This is a genomic window from Gilliamella sp. BG1 (assembly GCF_046635625.1).
Taxonomy (GTDB): domain Bacteria; phylum Pseudomonadota; class Gammaproteobacteria; order Enterobacterales; family Orbaceae; genus Gilliamella; species Gilliamella bombi.
Genome location: NZ_JBIDFG010000021.1, coordinates 1 through 20,562 on the forward strand (window position 1 = coordinate 1; position 20,562 = coordinate 20,562).

Below are 20,562 nucleotides of genomic sequence, written 5' to 3' on the forward strand. Positions count from 1 at the left end.
GGGCTTGAACGGTTAAATGAGGGGGACGGCATAGGGATAGTTACCCGAATGGGCGAAAACCGCAGGTTTGAGTTTTTGCTAGCTTCAGCTAGTAAAAATATAGCCCGATTTTTCGTAGAAAAAATGCCCCAAAAAGGAGCATTATTTAATCATAAGGAATAGGGAGAATGGATACTGAAACATTAATATAGTAACTGATAACACAAAAGGAATCAAAAAAATTTTTTAGGATTCAACTAATAAAAAAATATCGTTTGCTACCGCCTCGCCTGACGTCTCGTTGCTGAATCTCAATTTTCATTTTTTACTACGTAAAAAACCCAAAATTGAGATTGCCTATCTTGTTTCCTTATTTTTAAATTCAGGTAAACCACATTCGCCCAAAATTTCTGGTCGTTTTCTAACAGATTGACCATTCCGAGGATCAAGCCCTACTTCTGGATAAAAACCATAGCAAATATAGAACAACCGCATTAAATAATCATCTTGCGTTGCCATGTGCCAAATATGCCATTCATGTGTTTTAAATAAATCTGTATGATCTCTGATGCTTTCAACTACTTCTCGATGTTCATCTAATCGTTTTGCTACATTTCTAGCAAAGTGAAGTTGTTCGATAATTTTTTCTTTCTCTTTATTTCTAAATAACTTACTTAATATTTTCATTCCCCCTCCCTTGCTGAATTTTCTTGTTCTATAAATTTATCTAAACGTCCCCTGAAAAATTTGCTATTTTCAGTGAAATTATTGATAATTAACTCTATAAAATAGAGTATTTACTTAATGATCTGTAACGATTTTCAACATCAATCCAAAATTGATAGTCTAACTGCGGTATATAGTCATACTGTTCAGCTTTTATTAAACAATGAAGAATCGTTAATAGTCCGATATTAAACTGATGCTTTGTATCTTTAACTTTAAATAAAATAGGATTATCGCAATTGTCACAAATGCAGTTTGTAATAATAGCAGGGTTTTTCATACAAATTTTTTTATGAGCATTGTAACAGTCATCATTTTTATAATATTCATTTAACGTATTAGTCCATTTATCGTCTTTAGGAATATATCCGAGTTGCATTGCTAGTTGTGCAAAATAGATAATATTAAATAGTCCAATGCCAAAAACATTAAAATTATCTGACATGTTGAATATTACCTCTTCGTGGGTTTTGTAATCAGAAAATGAATGATTAACAGGAATAGCTATGTCCATTTTTTACCCTCTATATTGCTAATTAAATTCACTTTTGTGTCAATTGAAAGACTTTATTAATTGGTTATTTTCGTCAAAATATTTCATTTTGTACGTTGGGTGACAGCTAACTGTTTTTTTACCAAATTTCAATTCATTAGAAAATTTAACGACAAAATTACCTGAGTGATTAATACCTACAATAGTGCCTTGTTCTCCATCGAATTCAACTTTCATACCCAATTTAACAAAATTAAATTTCTCACCTCTGCACTGAATAACTTGCTCAATAAATTGTTTTTGTTTGTTCATCGTTTCACTCCTTGTATAGCTAATTAAAGTATATTTTCATCATCACAATTTTTCTTGAACGTATCAAGAAATAAATACGCTAAAACAGAATTAAGTATAAAAATAACTGGAAACATCACTACAACACCTGTAACCCCGAAAATAAACCCCACTAAAAATACGGAGAGGAAAATAACTACAAACGATAAAATAATTATTATTCGTTTCAAATTTTTAACATTCATTCTATTTACTCCTTACGTAGCTAATTAAAGTATATTCTCATTAACAATATCGATAACATCATCGATACTAACGTGATATGTTGACATCATGAAAGTTCTATCAACAGCAACTATTTCACAGCCAATAACACTACCATCTTTATCTTTTTTTAATTTGCTGACACGCCCTGCCAATTTTGAAAAAATATTTTTAAAAATGACAACATCGTTTACTTTTAACATTTATTTCCTCTTTCCTATATTACATAGCTAATTAAAGTAATTACTTATAGTTATTAACTTAAATCGAAATCTAATTGACACGAGAATATTTCGCATGATTCTGAGCATGAGCCTGATTCAAACCCTTTATTGCCCCTAATTGTTGCTAAAATGTCTTCTCTTGAATGGTTTTGATACATCTCCATGATTGAAATTAACGAGTTATTGCCTCGATACATGATTTTATTTTCTTGTTGTCTACGTTCTACAACTCGAATGTTCGGGTCGTCAATTAGATTAATAAAATCCTCCGCCATTGTTGGCTCATCACGAGTAGCGAGCGCTATTTTATTTATACCTTTTTTGATACAGAAAACGCAGTTGCCGAGATGTTCAGGCAGGTCTAAATCAAAAGGTTGGCTTTTCCACCAGTTGATAACATCTTGCTTATCAAAATCGCATATATCAGCTAAATAACGATAACCGTCTTTTTGTTTTAAACGCCTTTGTTCATCAGCACGTATGCCGAGCCATGTCTGATAATTACCTTTGCCGTAGTTATCTTTACAGTACCGCTCGAAAGGCTCAAGTTTCATTGTTCTTGTACAGAATGCACCGTGAATATATGGTGTCCCGTATTTATAACAAACGTCGCGGAACGGCTGTAAATCTTGCGTTAATTCATCTAGTGAGATGATTCTGTATGAATTACCTTGTCCCAGTTCTGAATTAACGACTACACGCAAACACGTTAGATTTATATCAAAATGCTTAACTACATTTTTTACAAACTCATACGTTTTTGGATGTTCTGCGCCCGTGTCCATGAAGACGAAATCAGTGTCTGGATATTGATTTTTCATTAAATAGACTAGTAACGCAGACGAGCGACCGCCACTAAAGCTAACGACATTTTTCATGATGACAAATTATTTATTATTACATAGCTAATTAAAGTATACTTATAATAGCCTATTATTTAAAATAGGTCAACAAATATTTAACAGCGACTTAAAATAGCTTAGCTGGATTTAATATGCTAAAATAGCCGCTCAATTACAAAATAAGATCGTAACGTCGAAATTATACAATACTTGCTATTGTATGATTTCGGGGTTGAGCAACCGTAGGGCGCTAGCAAAAATTAACAATTAATCAGGAAAAAGAAAGAATGAAAGTCGCTCGAATTTATTTGAGAGTAAGTACAAAAGAACAAGAGCTTGAACGACAAGAAAAAATTATTGATGATACGAAAAAACAAAATTATTACATTGCAAATGTGTATCGTGAAAAAGCATCTGGAGCTATTACTAATAGACCCGAATTGCGAAGAATGATTGCTGATTTGCAAAATGGTGATGTTGTAATAGCTGAAAAAATAGATCGCTTAACAAGGCTACCACTTGATGAAGCTATTAGTTTAATCAATTCGATTAAATCAAAAGGAGCAAAACTCTGCATACCCGATATTTTAGATTTGTCTGAACTTTCATCTGAAGCAAGCGGCGTAACAAAAATAGTTATAGACTCAATGCAAGATTTGTTGTTAAAAATATCACTACAAGTAGCTCGTGATGATTATGAAACTCGAAAACAACGACAAAAAGACGGGATAGCAATAGCTAAAGCAAAAGGTAAATTTAAAGGACGAAAAGCAAATTTACAGTTACATCGACTGATTATTGAGTGTCGACTGGACGGAAAAAGCATAAACAAAACAGCGAAGCTATTGAATTGTAGCCCTGCGACTGTAAAAAAAGTATGGTCTAATTATAAAAAAGAAACGGGAGGAAACAATGCAGTTTGATTTAACAAAATTTAGTTAGCTTTCCTGAAGCAAAGAGTTAACATTTTCTGAATCAAATGCTAACTCTAAAACCATACTACAAGTAGAATTTATAGAGGAAATGTAAACAAAACACAAAATAAATAGTATTAAAAAATATCATGAATTGTAACTTTCTTTTTATTGCTGAAACAGTTAACAGAAAAATAAACAAAACAAGAATTGAAATACAAGTTATATTACCTACATGGTAGGGCGGTAAAAATATTTTATATTTAAAAAGTTGTAAATAAATCACAATGCAATTAATTATGAAAATTGAAACCGATCCAAAATAATTAAGCAAATTAATAGAATTATGGAATATACGTAAAAAGGATCTTGCTTTATTCTGAATTACATCTTTTTCTAGTATCATTACTTTCTCTCCCAACTAAGATAGTAAAAATTTGATAAATTTATGAAGAAAATTAATATATTCATCATGATAAATTTTGTAAATAGAAATTATTGTTTTCAACATTTATTCTCCTTTTCTTTCTTCTTCCGAAATTCGTAAAATACGTTGTCTAATAGTGCGACGACTAGGACTGTCAATCCCCTTAATACTTGCCACACGTTGCACTTCTCTAATTGTTTGTTCAATAGAAGGGCTTTGTTTGTGTAAATAAAATTCGTTAATAACTTTTGTCACTAATTCATCTTGTTCCTTAGTTAAACGAGAATTACCCTCAGACCAACCACGTTTACGATTAACTAGTCCTGCAATAGAACCAAGTGAGTTATAGGCTTTAATCCAACGATATAAACTTCGCTCACTCACACCAACTTTTTCCGCGTGAGCTTTTACTGATGATGGACGATTTTGTTCATAATTTAATAGCGGTTTAATCATCTCATATTTTTCTAAGGCTTTTTCCCAGTATTCATTACTAATTACACTTAAATCCACCGAAATATCTTCACGTTCATTAATTTTTAAATTTTCAGCCTGTTCTGTTTTCATAAATAATTTAATCTTTATTGATACTTTTCATTATACTTTGACTATTATTTGTAGCTTTATCACTATTAAATAGTATATTTAAGAGGTAAAAAAAACAGAATAAAGTCTTATACTATCAAAAGATTTAAACATTATGACATTTATTTGTAACTTTGGCAAATGTTAAAAAGCATTAAAATCTACGTGTTAAATTACCTGTTAATTTATTTGTTTTTTTACTTGCTTTTTTGAGTGTAAAAATGCTATTATTAAACCTCAAAAAATATAAAAATAAGGATTAAATAATGGGTTCTATAATACTTTTTGACAGCGTTAAAGGAGGCGTAGGCAAATCTACTCTATTAGCGCAATTTTCAGTTGCACTAGGAAGTAAATTTAATATAGCTATAATGGATTGCGACCCTCAAAAAAGCGTTGAAAATTGGGCTATTCGTCGGCTTAGTAGTGAAAAATATGAAAAAAACTTTTCTTTACTCGAAGCTAATTTAAAATATTTAGAAAAACTTCAACAAGAATTTGACTTCATCCTTGTTGATTCAGCAGGTGCAGACACAGAAACAGGAAGAGAATTATTATTACTAGCCAACATTGTGATATCGCCTTTACAGCCAACTCAAGCTTCACTTGATACAGTATCTATTCATTATGAGATTTTGGAACAAGCAATGAACCTTAACCCTGCTATAAAAGCTTTTTATTTATTAAATGACTGCTCTACTCACTTTAAAGATAATGAGACCTATGAAGCAGAAAAAGAGTTAAAAGAGTTCTTAGCTTTAAATAAAAATCGAGCAAGAATTGTTCATAATTATATCTATAGCCGTAAGCTATTAAAAACTAGTTATAGTGACGGTGGAACATGCTTTGATATGGGAAAAAACAAATCAAAAGACGAAATTAAAAATGCAATAAACTTTATTTTTTCGGAGTAGTTAAAATGGTAAAAATTGGTGAAAAATTAAATAGAGATGATTTTTTAAAAGGTGCTAACAACGGTACCATTAAAACAACAGCAAACACTAAAAAACGAGAGAACAATCAGTTTTTTTTATCGGTAGGATCGGCTCAAAATAAGTTCATTAACAAATTAGCTGAGATGACAAAATTACGAAAAGGAGATCTAGTATGGCAATCTATTCTTTACGCAAAAAATCAAAATATAACAACAAGTTTTATAAACGAATATATTAATTTTATTTACGATAAAAAGCACGGAATCAGAATTTACATTCAAAAAGTAATGACATCACATGAAAACTTAAAAGAAGCAAGTGAGCTATATAAAAAAGAGGGATATAATATAAAAATAAAAGGCGTACTATTAGCATATCTGTTAAATTACGCTCAAAACCATCTAAAAATAGACATTTCAGAATATAGAAATTTTAATTAAACTAATAACCTAATGGCTAGATAAAACTAGCCAAATTTAAAAGGATTAAACTGATCAGGTACGCCCCCCCCTCCCCCCCAAGGATGTCCCTACGACCCTAGGCTCGCCCCGAAAATTTTCAGTTAAAAGCCCGCTGTCAGCAATTATTTTTTGAAAAATGTTTCCACTTATCAAAAAGCCCCGCTTCGCTTGCGACAGAATAAAATCATATAGAATTCATCCGAGCTATTCCTGAGCATACCGCCCTGTTTTCTCATTCCTATTGTTTGCTTTTAAAATATTAAAACAAACAGCTCTGAATTTTCTACTTAGATTTTATTGCTCTTGCGATGTGCTTATAGCTGCCCGTCTAGCACTATCCCCTCTCCTTTAAAGCCGACAGTCACACGATTCCAAGCTTTAAGTAATATTACAGAAGATTTTATTGAACAGAGCAGTACAAGAAGAAGAGAAGAGAAGAGAAAACTGAGATGTTGAAACTATAGCTAAAACTAGAATAAACAAACTTAAATAACTTGTAAAAATAATAAAAGTCTGTATAATAATATCTGATTTTAGCAGTTCGTTAATCAGTTCTCTTACAAGCCAAAACTTCTAACTGCTATCGAGATTAGTTTGCTGGTAACATTCTAATCTCAAGAAAAAAGCTCACTTTTGTGGGCTTTTTTTCTTTCTGCGTTCTTAATCAGATCGCACGAATTTGATTAAAAATTTTCAATTATTGTACACTCGATCATTAAAAGATCAAGCGATTTTGATTTAATTCCATTAATTACATCTCAAGTTTCCTTTACTTCTTTTTACCATCTGCTTGTTTTATTATTAAATGTTTCGAATTATGTTTTTTATTTTATATATACAAATATTTTGTTTCTCTTGTTTACATAAAACTCACAAATAGTATAATAAAATAACAAACAAAGGGGATGATAATAATGACAACTGTAAAGCCGAAGTCGACATCAACGCTACGCATAACACCGTCGAGAAAAGCTCTTGCTGAAACAATTGCTTTAACCGTGAGTAATGAATGCCAGCGAATAGTAAAAATCAGCGATATCTTGAATTTCGTAATAGATAAACATCTGAATAACGAAACAGCACAAGAATACATTGCGGAACTAAAACAACAAAGAGGCATAAAATGAAATTAAAAAACATACTTTTTCCAGCTTTACTGGCTCTAGGTTTGATTGCTTGTAATGAAAAAACAACTCATTACGAGGGAGAGTATCATAATATTGAAAAACCCCAAAACGATAAGAATTATTCGTTAATTTTTGAAAAAATAGATAACTCTGCTGATGAATATAAAATAACATCTTTCCTACTAGGAAAACCAATAATAGAATCAGGAAAAATCAAAAACGAAAAATACCTTTACAGTCCTAAGGGGACGCTAATGGGAGAATTTGAGGGAAATAATTTCAAAAGTTCGAACGGTATAATCTTTTCAAAAATTAAATAACTTCGTTCAATTGTTTTACAGGTTATAACGTTTTTTTATTTATAAAAAAACGCCCTTGTATTATACATAATACAAGGATTGGGCGCAACTTTTTTTTATTAAAAAGGTCTTTTATGTCTGCTTTATCTGTTAATTTATTATTTAGTTTATTTGCTCAATGTGCTCCTGACGTTGCCCCTGAAACTTTGAATACTTTAATTGGTGTTGAAAGTCAAAAAAATCCTTACGCAGTTGCTGTCGTCTATGATAAAGACACAAAAAAAGAAAACTATATTTCTTTTTCTCAACCGATGTCAGAAATAGAAGCTCAAAATATCATTACTACGTTACAAGATTCCCCTTTCGTGAAAAGTTATTCTGTTGGTTTAATGCAAGTGAATAGTACTAATTTCAAAGCATACGGAATTACAAAAGAAAATATGTTTAATACTTGTAAAAACATAGAAGTTGGAGCGGAAATATTTAAAGCTTGTTACGCAAAAGCAAAAAAAAATAATCTCAATAAAAAAGAGCAGGAAATACTGCGTATAGCTTCGTCCTGTTACTACTCTGGAAACGAAAAAAGAGGATATCAAATAGAGGCTAACGGTACGTCGTATGTAGACAGAATCAATGCGGAGGTAGCAAAGAATTATAAAGTTCCTGCTATTAAACCGCTTGACACATCTGAAGCGGAAACGTTATCAGAGATTGAAACGGATCGAGAATACTCACAGCCATCCAAGACAGCGAAGCCGTGGGATATTTTCGAAGATTATATAAATTAAATAAGAGGAACGTAAATAAAAATGTTTTATAAACATAGTAAATTTTTTTTGATTATATTGCTTACAATGTTTATTCCTGAAACTTTTGCCGCAGGTGGATTAGATGCAGGGATTCAAGCAACAAGTGACTTAAAAATGACGGCTTACAAATGGTTAGCAGTTCTGGCTTCGGGTTACATTGTTTTTACCATAATACAAGTTTATTTTGGCATAAAGAGCTGGGGTAGTGTAGCTATGTCTGTTGTGTATTGTGCTGTGGCAGGCGGAGTTATATGGCTTGGGTCTTATGCATGGAGTATTTTTAATTAAAATATTTTTTCACTTAGCTATTTTAGAAAATAGCTAAGTAGCGCTTAATGGATTTATATAAAAATGAGTGATAACAACAATAATGATGAAGATGATTCTTTTCCGTCATTCAATGGTATGAATCGTCCAGCAATGGTTTATGGCATACCTATGGTTATGGGTATATTTACTTGTTTATTTATAGTATTAAGCCTTTTTGCTGGTTTTTATGCAAAATTAGGATACTTTTCTTGGGTAGCGCCTTTGGCAGGGTTATTCTTTTTGCTTTTTTTAAAATTAATTTGTGAAGACGATCCTAATGCCTTGGCGTTTATTAAATGGCGTATTAGAGCAGTATTATTAAAAATATCCCAAGGAAATTCAGTTATTTATTTATCTAGCAATGATACAAAGAGAAAGGTATATAATGCGAATAGACAATTTAAAAAAACCTAAATCTATAGAACAATTATTACCCAAATACAGGGCAAATATAAATGATTATGTGCTTACAGTCGGTGGAGATAAATTATTATTTACAATAGAGTTAGAGGGAACATCATTTACTTCAGTATCAGCCGAAGAACTTAGAACTTACTTTTCAAGTCTTGATGATTTTTTTTTGAACCTTAGTAAAGAATACTCGGGTAATATATCAATATGGACACATATTGTTAAGAAAAAACAAACTTTAGATCAAAAATATAAATTTGAATCTAAATTTATTCAAAACTTCACAGACAAATACTTATCTGGATTCGAACATCAAAACTTTTTTAAGACAAGTTATTTCATTACATTTGTATTGAAATATAAAGATATTAATGATGGTCTGGCAAATTGCAATAGCATTTTATCTCAAACAGATACATTGATAAATCGTTATGAGGGAAAAACTCTCTCTGTTCTTGATATAAATGATTCTGTTAGTATTTGTCAAAATAACGAATTTTTATCTTTTTTACTAAACAATTCACATCAAACTATAACGTTAAATGATAATGAAATTTTAGATTCAATCTGTAATAGCGATCTTTTTTTCAATTATGATTATTTTGAAATCAGAAATAAAGAAAGTCTTACATCAAAATACGGTACTGCATATTTCTTAAAAAGCTATCCAGCTAAAACATCAATAGGAATGTGGGATTTTTTGCTTGAACTACCTTATGAATTCATTCTTTCCCAATCATTCATTTTTACGTCTGCTCAAAAGTCAATACGTTCAATAGAAATTCAAGAAAATAAATTAAGTTCAGCAGGCGATAGTGCAACATATCAGCAAGAAGAACTAGAAGTTGCTAAAGCGTATTTAAATTCTGGAGAAATCGCTTTCGGTGATTATCAAGCATCAATTGTAATCTTTGGTGAGACACCGAAGTTGGCTGTTAATAACGGTTCAAAAGTGATTTCGGCATTTACTGATCGAGGCAAGGGTGCTCGTTGGTCAAGAGCGACTCTAGAAGCTGTTTATGTATTTTTAAGTATGATGCCAGACTCTAAATTTCGACCGCTTTCAACAGTAAGAGCTAGTACAAATTTAGTGTGTGGATTTTCTTTGCACAATTATTTCAGCGGTAAAGAATCTGGAAACCCGATTGGGGACGGCTCAGCAATTATGCCGTTAAAAACCCCCACTCAGGGAATTTACTATTTTAATACTCACTACACCCCCAAAAAAGTAAATGCTTTGGGTGAATTTATTGCAGGTCATTTTTTAATGTTGGGAGCAACTGGAACGGGAAAAACAACACTAGAAGCGACCATAGTGGCTTTCTTGCAGCGCTTTAATCCGCAGTTGTTTGTAATGGACTACAAGCGTTCTACTGAACTTTATATGCGTGCTTATGGTGCTTCTTATTTCACATTTGAAAGCGGTATAGACACTGGCTTGAATCCGTTTCAGCTAGAAGAAATACCGAGCAAGGGGCTATTGCAATTTCTCTATATATGGGTGGCAAGTTGTTCAAAAGACCACAACGGTTTAATTTCTGACGAAGATAGGATGTCGATTAAAGAGGCTGTTGATGCGGTAATGAAATTACCTTTACTACAACGCAGATTCAGTATGATTTTACAGATAATTCCGCGAGGTTCAGCTCTTTATATTCGTTTAAGAAAATGGTCACATAGCGAGGGTGGCGAACTAGCTTGGATAGTTGATTCTCCGAGAAACCTATTCGATCCTTTAAATTTCGACAAAATTGGATTTGATACAACAACTTTTCTTGAAACAGAACACGAGGGAACAGAGCCTTTATTTGCTGTGCTTTTGTACTACAAAGATTTGATGAAAAAATCAGGGCGTCTCATGTTATCAATTGTCGAAGAGTTTTACATACCTTGCGGTTATCCAACAACTGAACAAATGATAAAACGAACTTTGAAAACGGGGCGATTAACAGGTGAATTTTTGGGATTAGTTTCCCAGTCTCCCGAAGATGCTATAAATTCAAACATATTTGCTCCTATTGTAGAACAAACATCTACAAAGATTATGCTACCAAATCCTGATGCCGAATATAAAAATAGTTACGAAAGAATAGGTTTATCTAAAAAAGATTTTTATCTATTAAAAGGGTTTGACAAAGAAAGTCGTAAGTTTTTAATAAAACAAAGTGGTTCTAGCACATTAGCACATTTTGATTTGTCACATTGTAAAGAATTTCTACCTGTCATTTCTGGCTCAAAATTGGGACAAGAGGAATGCGAAAAAATTCGAGCAATTCACGGTGATAATCCCGATGTCTGGATTCCTATCTTTTTGGAACGCATGGAAGAAATCAAAAAAATCAAAGAAACCGTTAAAAAATAAAATTTAAATATAATACTCAAGGAGTTAATTATGACTAACATAAAAACTATTTTAATTTCAATTACTTTAGTTATTGCTTCAAACCAGGCTATTGCGTCAGGTATTCCAACTGTAGATGCCGCTAATATTGCTAACACTATAGCAGAGAATTTAAAAACTATAGCAGAAATGCAAAAACAACTAGATGCACTCAATTCACAAATAAAGCAAGCAAAACAGTTTTCAGAGGAAACTAAAAATCGGCTAGAGGGTAACTGGAAATTAAGTGATGTTATTAATAATGACCAATTTTTAAATTCTTTACCGAAAGATGCTAAAGATATTCTAACTGATGGGATGACAATTACAGGATTGAGAGATAAATATGGATTAAAAACCGATAATGAAGAAGAACAAAAACGATTTGATAACTTAATGGCATTAAGGGAAAGAACTGAACATAACTATAATAACACTGTTAATCGTTTGAAAAGTTTAAAACAAATAAAAGAATTAAATGACAGCGCAAACACGCCAGCACAGAAAGCTGATGTTGCAAATAAGTTAGCGTTACTTCAGCTTGAATTTGCGCAAGAGCAAATGGCTTTACAACAAGCGGAATCGCAATTTAAAGCACAACAAGCAATTGAATACAATTTGCGTGAAGAAAAGTTTAGACAATCAATAAGACAAGGTGAAAAAGAATACCTCAGTAGATTTAGCAAATAAAAGGAGATTTTGATGAGTTTTATCGGAGATGTCTATAATAATATGGTTCAAAAATTTCAAGAACCTGTTGCTAGCAATGCAACCGCTATTGCTTCAGAGATAAAACCGTTGGTTATGTCATGTTTTTTGTTATATGTGTTATTTCTTGTTTATAAGATTTATACAAACAAAGAGTTTATTATAGAAGAAATGATAAATGCAATGATACTATTTGCCGTTGTCGGTACGTTTACATACGGGGGAGATTATTATTATAGTTATGTAATTCCTTTTGTTCAGGGTTCTGGCGACCAAATAGCTTCATCTTTACTCGGAGACAGTAAATCTAGTCTTTCTACTGTAGATGTCGTCTATGAAATTTTCGAAGTCCCACTAAAAAATATTCGAGACCAACTTGATAATATCGCATGGAATGATACTTACGTCGGAAAATGGTTGCGATTAGCTCCTGAAAGGTTTTGTTTATGGCTTAGTCAAACCATTTTCACATTGGTTATTGCAGTCAACTTACTTATAGCAAAAATTATGATAACACTTTTATTATCAGTTGGAATTATTTTCTTCTGCTTTGCTATATTTCCGTCTACTCGTGGTTTATTCACATCATATACGGGACTTGCATTAAATTACATCTTTTTAAATGTAATGTATTCTGTTGCCGCCAAAATAGCTGAATCAGTAATAAAATCAACAACTGACGGAGCTTCTGCTGAATCAATGATAGGAGCAGCAGGAACAATTCTTATATCAACTGTCATAATAGTGCTCGCCATTAATCAAATACCATCTATGGTATCTTCATTAACAGGAGGTGTTGGCATTTCTCCATTTTCAATTGGCGGAATGGCAAGAGGCGCAGGTGTAACAAGAATTTTAACAAAACTAGCAGGAATAAGTAAATCTGCTGGTAAATCTGCTGGTAAATCCGCAGGAAACAAAATAAAAGGCACATGGAACAAAATGCGTGGAAAAGGTTCGGCTACTAATTAATAGAGGTTAACATGAAAATATTTATCATAATTTTATCAATTTTATTTCTTTCCGCCTGCTCGTGGTCTAACCCTGAACCACCTGAACCAAAGGGAAAATGGGTAAAAATAAATTCAACTCATTATTATAAAGAAAATACTAAATTTAAAAAGGATAAACAATGAAATTATTTAACAAGGATAAAAAACAAATTCTTGACGAAAAATTTAAAGAAATGACTGAAGATGAAGCAAGCTCTAAGATAAAAAGAGAAGCAAGCAAAAGAACTAGAGAACATTTTAATCAAGTTACTAAATTCGAGAAAGATCGCATTAATTTCCATAAAACATTGGCAAAAATGGGATTAATTTTTGGCGGTGTTGGACTTACTATTGGCTTAGTTAGTGTAATAGCTGTTGTCGGATTAACACCGCTAAAAACAGTTGAACCTTTTGCAATTCGAGTTGATAACAATACAGGTTATACCGACATTGTAAAACCATTAAAGAATGCACAAGAAACAAGTTACGGTGAAGAATTAGACAAATATTGGCTTGCTCGTTTTGTTGTTGAAAGAGAAAGCTATGACTGGCAACTTGCTCAAACATCTTACGATACAGTAAAACTTATGACAACCCCTAATTTGTTTAGTGAGTACAACGCATATATCACAAGTCCTGTTTCACCTGTAAGTATCTTCAAACAGATGAAAAAAATTAAGGTTCAAATTTTATCTGTTTCTTTTATTCGCAATGTTGGTCAAATTCGTTTTAGTAAACAAATTGTAGATCAGAATGGAGAACCAGATCTAAACATTCCAACAACATATTGGCTTGCCACTGCTTCTTATGACTACAAACATACTATAGATCGTGAACAGGACAGAAGAATTAATCCTTTAGGATTTCAGGTAACTGGATATCGAGTTGATTCAGAAAATTTAATAAAAAAAGATAAATAAAAGATTAGTAGGGGATGTTTAGATGAATAAATTATTGTTTGGTATTCTTTTTTTGGTATTTACAACTCATAATGTTTTAGCAGAAGATTTCCCAAAAAGGACAAAATTCGATAACAGAGTAAAAGATGTTGTTTATAACCCCGATAACGTAACTAGGATAAATACATATCCTGGTATTGCTACTTTAATTCAGTTTAGTCCTAGCGAATTTATCACTGAAAGTAACGGAGGTGCAGCTCTAGGAGATCCCTTTGCTTGGAAAGTCAACATTAGGGGAAATAATGTTTGGCTCAGACCAGCAGCACAAGAACCTGATACAAATTTAACCATCGTTACTAATAAAAGAACTTATTTATTCAATTTAGTAAGTGTAAAAAACCGAAATAGTGCATCTTGGAGCGTACGATTCAGTTATCCTGAGCCTAAAAAAGTACAAAACAATCCGTGGGATAAACCTTGTAAAGGTGAAAAGCAGAACTACCGCTATTTTGCAAAAGGTGATAACTCATTGTTTCCTATTGAGGTTTGGGACAATGGCACGTTTACTTGTATGTCAATCAAAGCAGGGGCTGACATGCCCGTGATATTTAAAAAATTTCCAGATAATACAGAGGGTTTAGTTAATAGCCACTTAGAAAATGGAATTATAGTTATTCATGAAATTAATCCCGAGTACCGATTAAGACTAGGTAAACTTGTTGCAGGTATAAAAACGGATAACTTAAAAGCTATCGGAACAAACTTTAGCGGTACAACTAACGGTAAAGTAAGGGGTATTATCAATGAATGATAATGAAGATTTAGGGAAAATTACTGATATTGATGATGTTAAAAATAATCGCAATACAATTGAAACAGGAATAAAACGTAATAATGGAGAGAAAACAGTAAAAACTATTTTCGCTATTGTTGCCGCTTTAATTCTATTTGGTGGTATTGCTATGACAATATTTAATTTTGATAATAAAGATAATGCAATTGAAGTTAAACAAGATGAAGCTCTTCAAACACAAAGCCTAAATACTAATTCATTAGCATCTCAAATGGAAGAAATAAAACGGCAACAAGAGGAGAAAGAGCGCTTACGCAAAGAGAAAGAGGAGAAAGAGCGTCAGCTAAAAGAAGAAGAGGAAAAAAACAGACTTTTTCAACAACAAGAGGATGAAAGAATTAATAGTATTATAGGGAATTCAACATTACCTATTAATTCACAACAAGAACAAGGAGGAACTCCAGTTTTAACACCGTCTCAACGTCGTTTAGATGGTGACACATTAATTTTTTCTGATAGTAATAATAGTAATAGGACAATAGATAATGACAACCAAAAAAGTGAAGATGGCGGATTAAATGGAATGCTTGCTGGTGGAGTTTATTCTAACGGTTCAGCAACAATTCTTAGTAATAAACGCAATCTTTTATTAATACACGGAACACAAATACCTTGTGCGTTACGAACTCGATTAGTAACAGATCAACCTAGTATCTTAATCTGTCAAGTTACTAAAGATATTTTTTCGGCCGACGGAACAACTCTTTTAATTGAAAGAGGAAGTAACGTATTTGGTGAGCAGAAAAAAGCGATTATCACTGGTCAAAACATGGCATTTGTAAACTGGTCAGAAGTTGATACACCTCATGGAGTAAGAATAAGAATTGACAGTTTAGGAACTGATAGTCTCGGTGCAAGTGGTATTAATGTTTGGGTTGATGAGAAATGGGGTAAACGTTTCGGTGGCTCTATTATGCTTTCATTTATTCAAGATGCGTTAGCTACAGCGTCAACCACGGCACAGAATAACTCTTCAAAAAATGAAGTAGTTTATGATAATAGTGAAAAAAACACAGGAAGAATGGCTGAAATTGCGTTAGAAAATAGTATAAATATTCAACCTACTGGGTATGCAAATCAAGGACAGCTAATAAATATTTTAGTCGCTCGTGATATTGATTTTTCAAATGTTTATAGCTTGAGCGAGGTTGGTATAAAATGAGTAATGAATTATTGATTGATAATGCAATAATGGCTAAATCTCTGTTAGAACAAACAGGGATTCAAGAGGTTTTAACACTCGACGGAATAACTGAAGTTGCAATTAATCAAGGAAACGAAATTTGGTTCGAGCGAGGGAACGGTTGGGAAGTAAAGCCTGCTCCTGCGTGTAACTTATCAAACTTAAAATCTTTAGCAAATTCATTAACAGTCTATAGCGGTTTAAAATTAGTTTTTGATGATAGAAACCCTATAGCATCTGTTGTTTTGCCAGATGGCGAAAGGGGACAAATTATTACAGCTCCCGCTACAGAATATGGCGCAATTTCTATGACTTTAAGAAAGCCGTCATTAACTCGATTCACTATTGATGATTATCAAAATTCAGGACGCTTTAATAAAATTCAGATTGCTGAAGCATACAAAAAGGGAACAATTCCTGTTTATATGCAAGAAATGAAGAAACAGCAAAAAAATGGAAATTATTCGGAATTTTTCAAAATTGCAGCAGCAAATAATATGAATGTTATAGCTGTTGGTGGTACAGGATCGGGGAAAACAACATTTGCAAAAGCTTATGCCGATTTAATACCGCACAATCATAGAATAATTACTATTGAAGATGTTCACGAAGTGTCCTTGCCCTATCACCTTAATCATTTGCACTTATTCTTTGATTCTGATTATCAAAAATCGGGAGGAATTAGTCCAAAAGAACTCATCAAATCAGGTATGCGTATGAAGCCAGACCACATATTGCTTACAGAATTGCGAGGGGACGAAACGTGGAATTATTTTGAAGCACTGAATACAGGGCATAACGGTAGCATAACATCGACACACGCTAATGATGTTAAATCAACACTATCTCGTTTAACAGCTCTAGTTATGCAATCTGAAATGGGTAAAGTATTGAGTGAGGCATTTATATCTAAAACAATAGCTAGTGCTTTAGATGTAACTTGTTTTTTTAAAAATACTTATATGACAGAAATTTTATTTGAACCCGAAAAAAAAATGGAGCTTATCTATGGGTGAGCATATTGAAAAGAAAAAGATCGTCGTACTATTTATTATTGCATTATTAGCAACTGCGGTAACAGCATATTTCGGCAGTATTCAAGCTGGAGAATTGGCTTATGACTGGTTAAAGATAAATGGAACACCAACTTACAAAACTATTTTTGATCTAATTCATGCTGTATTACAGTCAGGAATGGATAATGGAAATACGGTACAAAAACTCAACAAATTAAAAATTATAGGAGCTGGTGTAATTGGTCTGTTAATTACTCTTTCCCCTTTAATAATTCTAACAATAGTATTAATTGCATTGTTTAAAAAGAAAGAGGAAATTTATGGCTCTGCTAGATTTGCAACGCCATTGGAAATAAAAAAAGCAGGTTTATTACCAACTAAAAAAGAACGAATGAAAAATAAATACCCATCCATATTAATTGGAAAATATAAGGGTAAATTTATGCATTTTGCAGGACAACAATTTGTCTATTTAGCAGCCCCTACACGTTCAGGAAAAGGCGTTGGTATTGTAATTCCCAATTTATTAAATTATTCAGATAGTGTTGTTGTAGTCGATATTAAATTTGAAAATTTTATAATGACAGCAGGTTTCAGAAAATCTCAAGGTCAAGAAGTTTTCTTGTTCTCACCCGATGGTTATGCGGAAAGTGAAGAAGCAAGACAAAAAGGCATCATTAGATCGCATCGTTATAATCCATTGCATTATGTCAGACGTGATATGAAATACCGTGATAGTGATATTCAAAAAATATTTAATAGTATATTTCCTCCTAAGGCTGGTGACCCTTGGAACGATTCCGCAGCCAATTTTGCAAGGGGAATGACTTCATATTTAATGGATTTAGAAGCTTGTGGAGAGATTAGTACAGATGATGTAACGTTACCAAAATTGGTTGAGCTAGGAGGAGAAAAAGGCGGTTATGTTGGAGTGATGACAAGGGCTATACAAGCTCATGAAGATGGTGAAATCAATTTATCACAAACTTGCTTAGCTGAATTCAATAAATTTATTGCGTTACATGACAAAGGACAACAATCTGTTTTATTGAGTTTTAACGCAGAAATGGGAATTTACTCGACACCGAGTTGCAAAGCGGCAATGAGTGGGAACGATTTTGATTTTGATGATTTGCGTAGAAAAAGAATATCACTTTATGTGGGATTAACACCTAATGGATTGATAACTTATTCTAAGTTAATTAACCTTTTTTTCTCACAATTGATTATGGTAAATACACAAGTATTACCTGAACAAGATAAAACACTAAAATACCAAACTTTACTAGTTCTTGATGAATTCCCTGCTCTAGGTCCAGTAAATATTATTGCTGACGCAATCGGTTACACGGCTGGTTATAACTTACGATATCTACTGATAGTGCAAGACCATTCACAACCTGAATCAATATATGGCAAAGAACGAGCTAATAATATGCGTAAGAACTGTATGTTACTACTTATTTACCCACCGAAAACGGTTGATGAACAAACAAATCAAATTAGCGAAACGCTTGGTTATAAAACAATTAAGTCAAAATCAGCTAATTATTCTTATTCGGGTGGGAAACGCACTAAAAATGTTAGCGACAAAGAAGAACGCAGAGCTTTAATGTTACCGCAAGAAATTGTCGATCTTGGCACAATTAATCATAAATCAGGCGTCTCTTTAAAAGAAATCGTAATAATGGAAAAAGTAAAGCCATTTATTGCGGACAAAATTATTTATTTTGACGAACCAATTTTTAATGAACGTAAAGATTATTCCACAAAAAATATTCCAGAAATACCAAAATTATTTTAAATAGGTGAAAGAGGTAAATTATGAAAAAAAATAATATCATTAAAAGTCTATGTTTATTAATTGTTTTTAGTTTTGTACCAAATCTAGCTTTTGCTGAAGATGAACTTACAGGAGATAAAAGAACCGCTTGTGAAGTCATTCTTTGTTTATCATCATCACAAGGTAAACATATATCAGAATGTAAAGCCCCATTGAAAAAATACTTTAGCATAAAAGCAAAAAAATGGAAAGACACACTAAAAAAAAGACGTAATTTTTTAGATCTTTGCCCTGCTGCAAATGAAAATGCGAAAATGTCTGCATTAACAACAGCTATTCAAAATCAAGAATATGCATGTGATGCAGAAACATTAAATAGCCGAAAGTTAACTAAGTATAGTTTCATTAAAGATAAAAATACAGGTCGTACAATCCGTGTTGGATACATTAAAATTGACTCATATTTTCCTAGATTTTGTAACGATTTATTTAATCATGAATTTACTGAATATCATCAGCTAAAAAAACCTAAATTTGTTTGCGATACTAATAAATGGTACACACAAAAAGACTGGAATCGAGGGTTTGAAAAAGTTGAAATCTCTCGAAAATGGAATTTTAGAAAAAATGCTTATGATATTAAATACAAAGAAGTTCCGATTAAAAAGAATTGTTGGGAGTAGAAGATGAAATTAATTATTGCGGAAAAACCACAAAAAGCAATCGATGTTGAAACAGGTGTACCAATCGAAGTTGTTAACATGGTTTTTGATAATAATTATTCTCCAGCACAAGCATGGCGTGAGTATTTAAAGTTATCTCAATTTGAAGTTGCGAACAAAATAGGTATTAGCCAATCAGTTTATTCTCAATATGAGAAAAGCCAAAAGTTAAGAAAAGCAACACGGACTAAAATCGCCGAAGCACTACAAATCAAACCTGAACTGCTAGATTTTTAATAAAAAACCCTCCGAAGAGGGTTTCGTTGAAACGTTTATCATCAACGTTCCATTTCATTCTCTTTCTGTTTAGCCTTTATTTCTTTTCCAGTTGAATTTAGTTTCATATTTTGAGGTCTATTACCGCCTTTCATTGATTCAGTGCGATTAATTACTCCTGTCAATAATTCGGTAGTAGGGACATTGTGCTTTTTAATATCAGGATGATTTTGTAAAGCTTTTAAAGCATTTGGGTCTTGAACAATAACTGATTTAGCTGATTCACCATTGATAGACACATTATATTTAGATTCTTTACGATCAAATTTAAACTTAACATCATAAACTTTATCGAGTGATTTTTCATGTAAATACTTCTTCTCGGCTTCTTCATATGCACTGTTAAACTCAGAACTTCTTCTCAATCTAACAATTTCTACTCGTTTTTCCTCGTTAGGGCTATCAATAAAATCTTTAGCTAATGAATAAGCCTTTTTATTAATTTTTGCCTTACGAAGTGCTTCTTTATCAGCTTCAAGAGCTTTCTGAGTTGATTTTTCAACTTTAGGGGATTCTTGAGATGGTTTCTCGGCTTCAGGAGCTTTCTGAGTTGATTTTTCAACTTTAGGGGATTCTTGAGATGGTTTCTCGGCTTCAGGAGCTTTCTGAGTTGATTTTTCAACTTTAGGGGATTCTTGAGATGGTTTCTCGGCT

23 protein-coding genes and 2 pseudogenes are annotated in these 20,562 nt (G+C 32.4%); 18 read left to right on the forward strand and 7 right to left on the reverse strand.

The annotated features are described in order from the left end of the window. Positions 1 to 336: 336 nt before the first annotated feature. The 5 genes from ACGH80_RS10655 to ACGH80_RS10675 all read right to left on the reverse strand — a co-directional run bounded on the left by ACGH80_RS10655 (position 337) and on the right by ACGH80_RS10675 (position 2,855). Positions 337 to 666, reverse strand: a complete 330-nt coding sequence (locus tag ACGH80_RS10655) for a hypothetical protein (RefSeq protein ID WP_411578832.1) — start codon at positions 664 to 666, stop codon at positions 337 to 339. Positions 667 to 760: 94 nt separating this feature from the next. Next, positions 761 to 1,219, reverse strand: coding sequence for a hypothetical protein (locus ACGH80_RS10660; protein ID WP_411578833.1), 459 nt, complete (start codon positions 1,217 to 1,219; stop codon positions 761 to 763). A gap of 39 nt (positions 1,220 to 1,258) precedes the next feature. After that, the gene (locus ACGH80_RS10665; protein ID WP_411578834.1) at positions 1,259 to 1,510 is read right to left on the reverse strand and encodes a hypothetical protein; all 252 of its coding nucleotides are present in this window, start codon (positions 1,508 to 1,510) and stop codon (positions 1,259 to 1,261) included. Positions 1,511 to 1,758: 248 nt separating this feature from the next. Then, on the reverse strand, positions 1,759 to 1,956 hold the full coding sequence (locus ACGH80_RS10670) for a hypothetical protein (protein ID WP_411578835.1): 198 nt from the start codon (positions 1,954 to 1,956) through the stop codon (positions 1,759 to 1,761). 53 nt (positions 1,957 to 2,009) lie between these two features. Continuing rightward, positions 2,010 to 2,855, reverse strand: a complete 846-nt coding sequence (locus ACGH80_RS10675) for a phosphoadenosine phosphosulfate reductase family protein (protein ID WP_411578836.1) — start codon at positions 2,853 to 2,855, stop codon at positions 2,010 to 2,012. 251 nt (positions 2,856 to 3,106) lie between these two features. Here ACGH80_RS10675 and ACGH80_RS10680 point away from each other — a divergent pair, with 251 nt between their 5' ends. Next, positions 3,107 to 3,742 carry a recombinase family protein gene (locus tag ACGH80_RS10680; RefSeq protein ID WP_411578837.1) on the forward strand — a complete coding sequence of 212 codons (636 nt, stop codon included), beginning with the start codon at positions 3,107 to 3,109 and terminating at the stop codon, positions 3,740 to 3,742. Positions 3,743 to 4,256: 514 nt separating this feature from the next. On the opposite strand, the pseudogene ACGH80_RS10685 reads toward ACGH80_RS10680, so the two are convergent. Continuing rightward, positions 4,257 to 4,715 (reverse strand): annotated as a pseudogene (locus ACGH80_RS10685) (helix-turn-helix domain-containing protein); the annotation flags it as partial. Between the two features lie 296 nt (positions 4,716 to 5,011). On the opposite strand from ACGH80_RS10685, the gene ACGH80_RS10690 reads away from it, so the two are divergent. The 17 genes from ACGH80_RS10690 to ACGH80_RS10770 all read left to right on the forward strand — a co-directional run bounded on the left by ACGH80_RS10690 (position 5,012) and on the right by ACGH80_RS10770 (position 19,869). Next, positions 5,012 to 5,659, forward strand: coding sequence for a ParA family protein (locus ACGH80_RS10690; RefSeq protein WP_411578838.1), 648 nt, complete (start codon positions 5,012 to 5,014; stop codon positions 5,657 to 5,659). Positions 5,660 to 5,664: 5 nt separating this feature from the next. Beyond that, the gene (locus ACGH80_RS10695; protein WP_411578839.1) at positions 5,665 to 6,120 is read left to right on the forward strand and encodes a hypothetical protein; all 456 of its coding nucleotides are present in this window, start codon (positions 5,665 to 5,667) and stop codon (positions 6,118 to 6,120) included. Between the two features lie 935 nt (positions 6,121 to 7,055). Further along, complete coding sequence (locus tag ACGH80_RS10700) at positions 7,056 to 7,268, forward strand: hypothetical protein (protein ID WP_411578840.1); 213 nt, start codon at positions 7,056 to 7,058, stop codon at positions 7,266 to 7,268. Next, a complete protein-coding gene (locus tag ACGH80_RS10705; RefSeq protein ID WP_411578841.1) occupies positions 7,265 to 7,588 on the forward strand; it encodes a hypothetical protein in 324 nt (107 codons plus the stop codon). The genes ACGH80_RS10700 and ACGH80_RS10705 overlap by 4 nt, the downstream gene beginning before the upstream one ends. 113 nt (positions 7,589 to 7,701) lie before the next feature. Further along, positions 7,702 to 8,355 (forward strand): lytic transglycosylase domain-containing protein, encoded by a 654-nt coding sequence (locus tag ACGH80_RS10710; protein WP_411578842.1) that lies wholly within the window; start codon positions 7,702 to 7,704, stop codon positions 8,353 to 8,355. A 21-nt stretch (positions 8,356 to 8,376) separates the two neighbouring features. Beyond that, positions 8,377 to 8,664, forward strand: a complete 288-nt coding sequence (locus tag ACGH80_RS10715; RefSeq protein WP_411578843.1) for a conjugal transfer protein TraC — start codon at positions 8,377 to 8,379, stop codon at positions 8,662 to 8,664. 63 nt (positions 8,665 to 8,727) lie between these two features. Continuing rightward, positions 8,728 to 9,099, forward strand: a complete 372-nt coding sequence (locus ACGH80_RS10720; RefSeq protein ID WP_411578844.1) for a VirB3 family type IV secretion system protein — start codon at positions 8,728 to 8,730, stop codon at positions 9,097 to 9,099. Further along, positions 9,071 to 11,458, forward strand: a complete 2,388-nt coding sequence (locus tag ACGH80_RS10725; protein WP_411578845.1) for a conjugal transfer protein TraE — start codon at positions 9,071 to 9,073, stop codon at positions 11,456 to 11,458. Before ACGH80_RS10720 ends, ACGH80_RS10725 begins: the two co-directional genes overlap by 29 nt. 30 nt (positions 11,459 to 11,488) lie before the next feature. Continuing rightward, complete coding sequence (locus ACGH80_RS10730) at positions 11,489 to 12,166, forward strand: type IV secretion system protein (RefSeq protein ID WP_411578846.1); 678 nt, start codon at positions 11,489 to 11,491, stop codon at positions 12,164 to 12,166. Between the two features lie 12 nt (positions 12,167 to 12,178). Continuing rightward, positions 12,179 to 13,156, forward strand: a complete 978-nt coding sequence (locus ACGH80_RS10735; protein WP_411578847.1) for a type IV secretion system protein — start codon at positions 12,179 to 12,181, stop codon at positions 13,154 to 13,156. 160 nt (positions 13,157 to 13,316) lie between these two features. Continuing rightward, positions 13,317 to 14,096 carry a virB8 family protein gene (locus ACGH80_RS10740; protein WP_411578848.1) on the forward strand — a complete coding sequence of 260 codons (780 nt, stop codon included), beginning with the start codon at positions 13,317 to 13,319 and terminating at the stop codon, positions 14,094 to 14,096. Between the two features lie 22 nt (positions 14,097 to 14,118). Continuing rightward, positions 14,119 to 14,886: a TrbG/VirB9 family P-type conjugative transfer protein gene (locus ACGH80_RS10745; RefSeq protein ID WP_411578849.1), complete on the forward strand. Its 768-nt coding sequence runs from the start codon at positions 14,119 to 14,121 to the stop codon at positions 14,884 to 14,886. Next, complete coding sequence (virB10, locus tag ACGH80_RS10750; protein WP_411578850.1) at positions 14,879 to 16,090, forward strand: type IV secretion system protein VirB10; 1,212 nt, start codon at positions 14,879 to 14,881, stop codon at positions 16,088 to 16,090. The genes ACGH80_RS10745 and virB10 overlap by 8 nt, the downstream gene beginning before the upstream one ends. Then, complete coding sequence (gene virB11 / locus ACGH80_RS10755; RefSeq protein WP_411578851.1) at positions 16,087 to 17,127, forward strand: P-type DNA transfer ATPase VirB11; 1,041 nt, start codon at positions 16,087 to 16,089, stop codon at positions 17,125 to 17,127. The genes virB10 and virB11 overlap by 4 nt, the downstream gene beginning before the upstream one ends. Further along, positions 17,120 to 18,931, forward strand: a complete 1,812-nt coding sequence (locus tag ACGH80_RS10760) for a type IV secretory system conjugative DNA transfer family protein (protein ID WP_411578852.1) — start codon at positions 17,120 to 17,122, stop codon at positions 18,929 to 18,931. Before virB11 ends, ACGH80_RS10760 begins: the two co-directional genes overlap by 8 nt. 20 nt (positions 18,932 to 18,951) lie before the next feature. Further along, positions 18,952 to 19,593 (forward strand): TrbM/KikA/MpfK family conjugal transfer protein, encoded by a 642-nt coding sequence (locus ACGH80_RS10765; RefSeq protein ID WP_411578853.1) that lies wholly within the window; start codon positions 18,952 to 18,954, stop codon positions 19,591 to 19,593. A 3-nt stretch (positions 19,594 to 19,596) separates the two neighbouring features. Further along, positions 19,597 to 19,869, forward strand: a complete 273-nt coding sequence (locus tag ACGH80_RS10770) for a helix-turn-helix domain-containing protein (protein ID WP_411578854.1) — start codon at positions 19,597 to 19,599, stop codon at positions 19,867 to 19,869. A gap of 41 nt (positions 19,870 to 19,910) precedes the next feature. Here ACGH80_RS10770 and ACGH80_RS10775 read toward each other — a convergent pair. After that, positions 19,911 to 20,562 (reverse strand): annotated as a pseudogene (locus tag ACGH80_RS10775) (hypothetical protein); the annotation flags it as partial.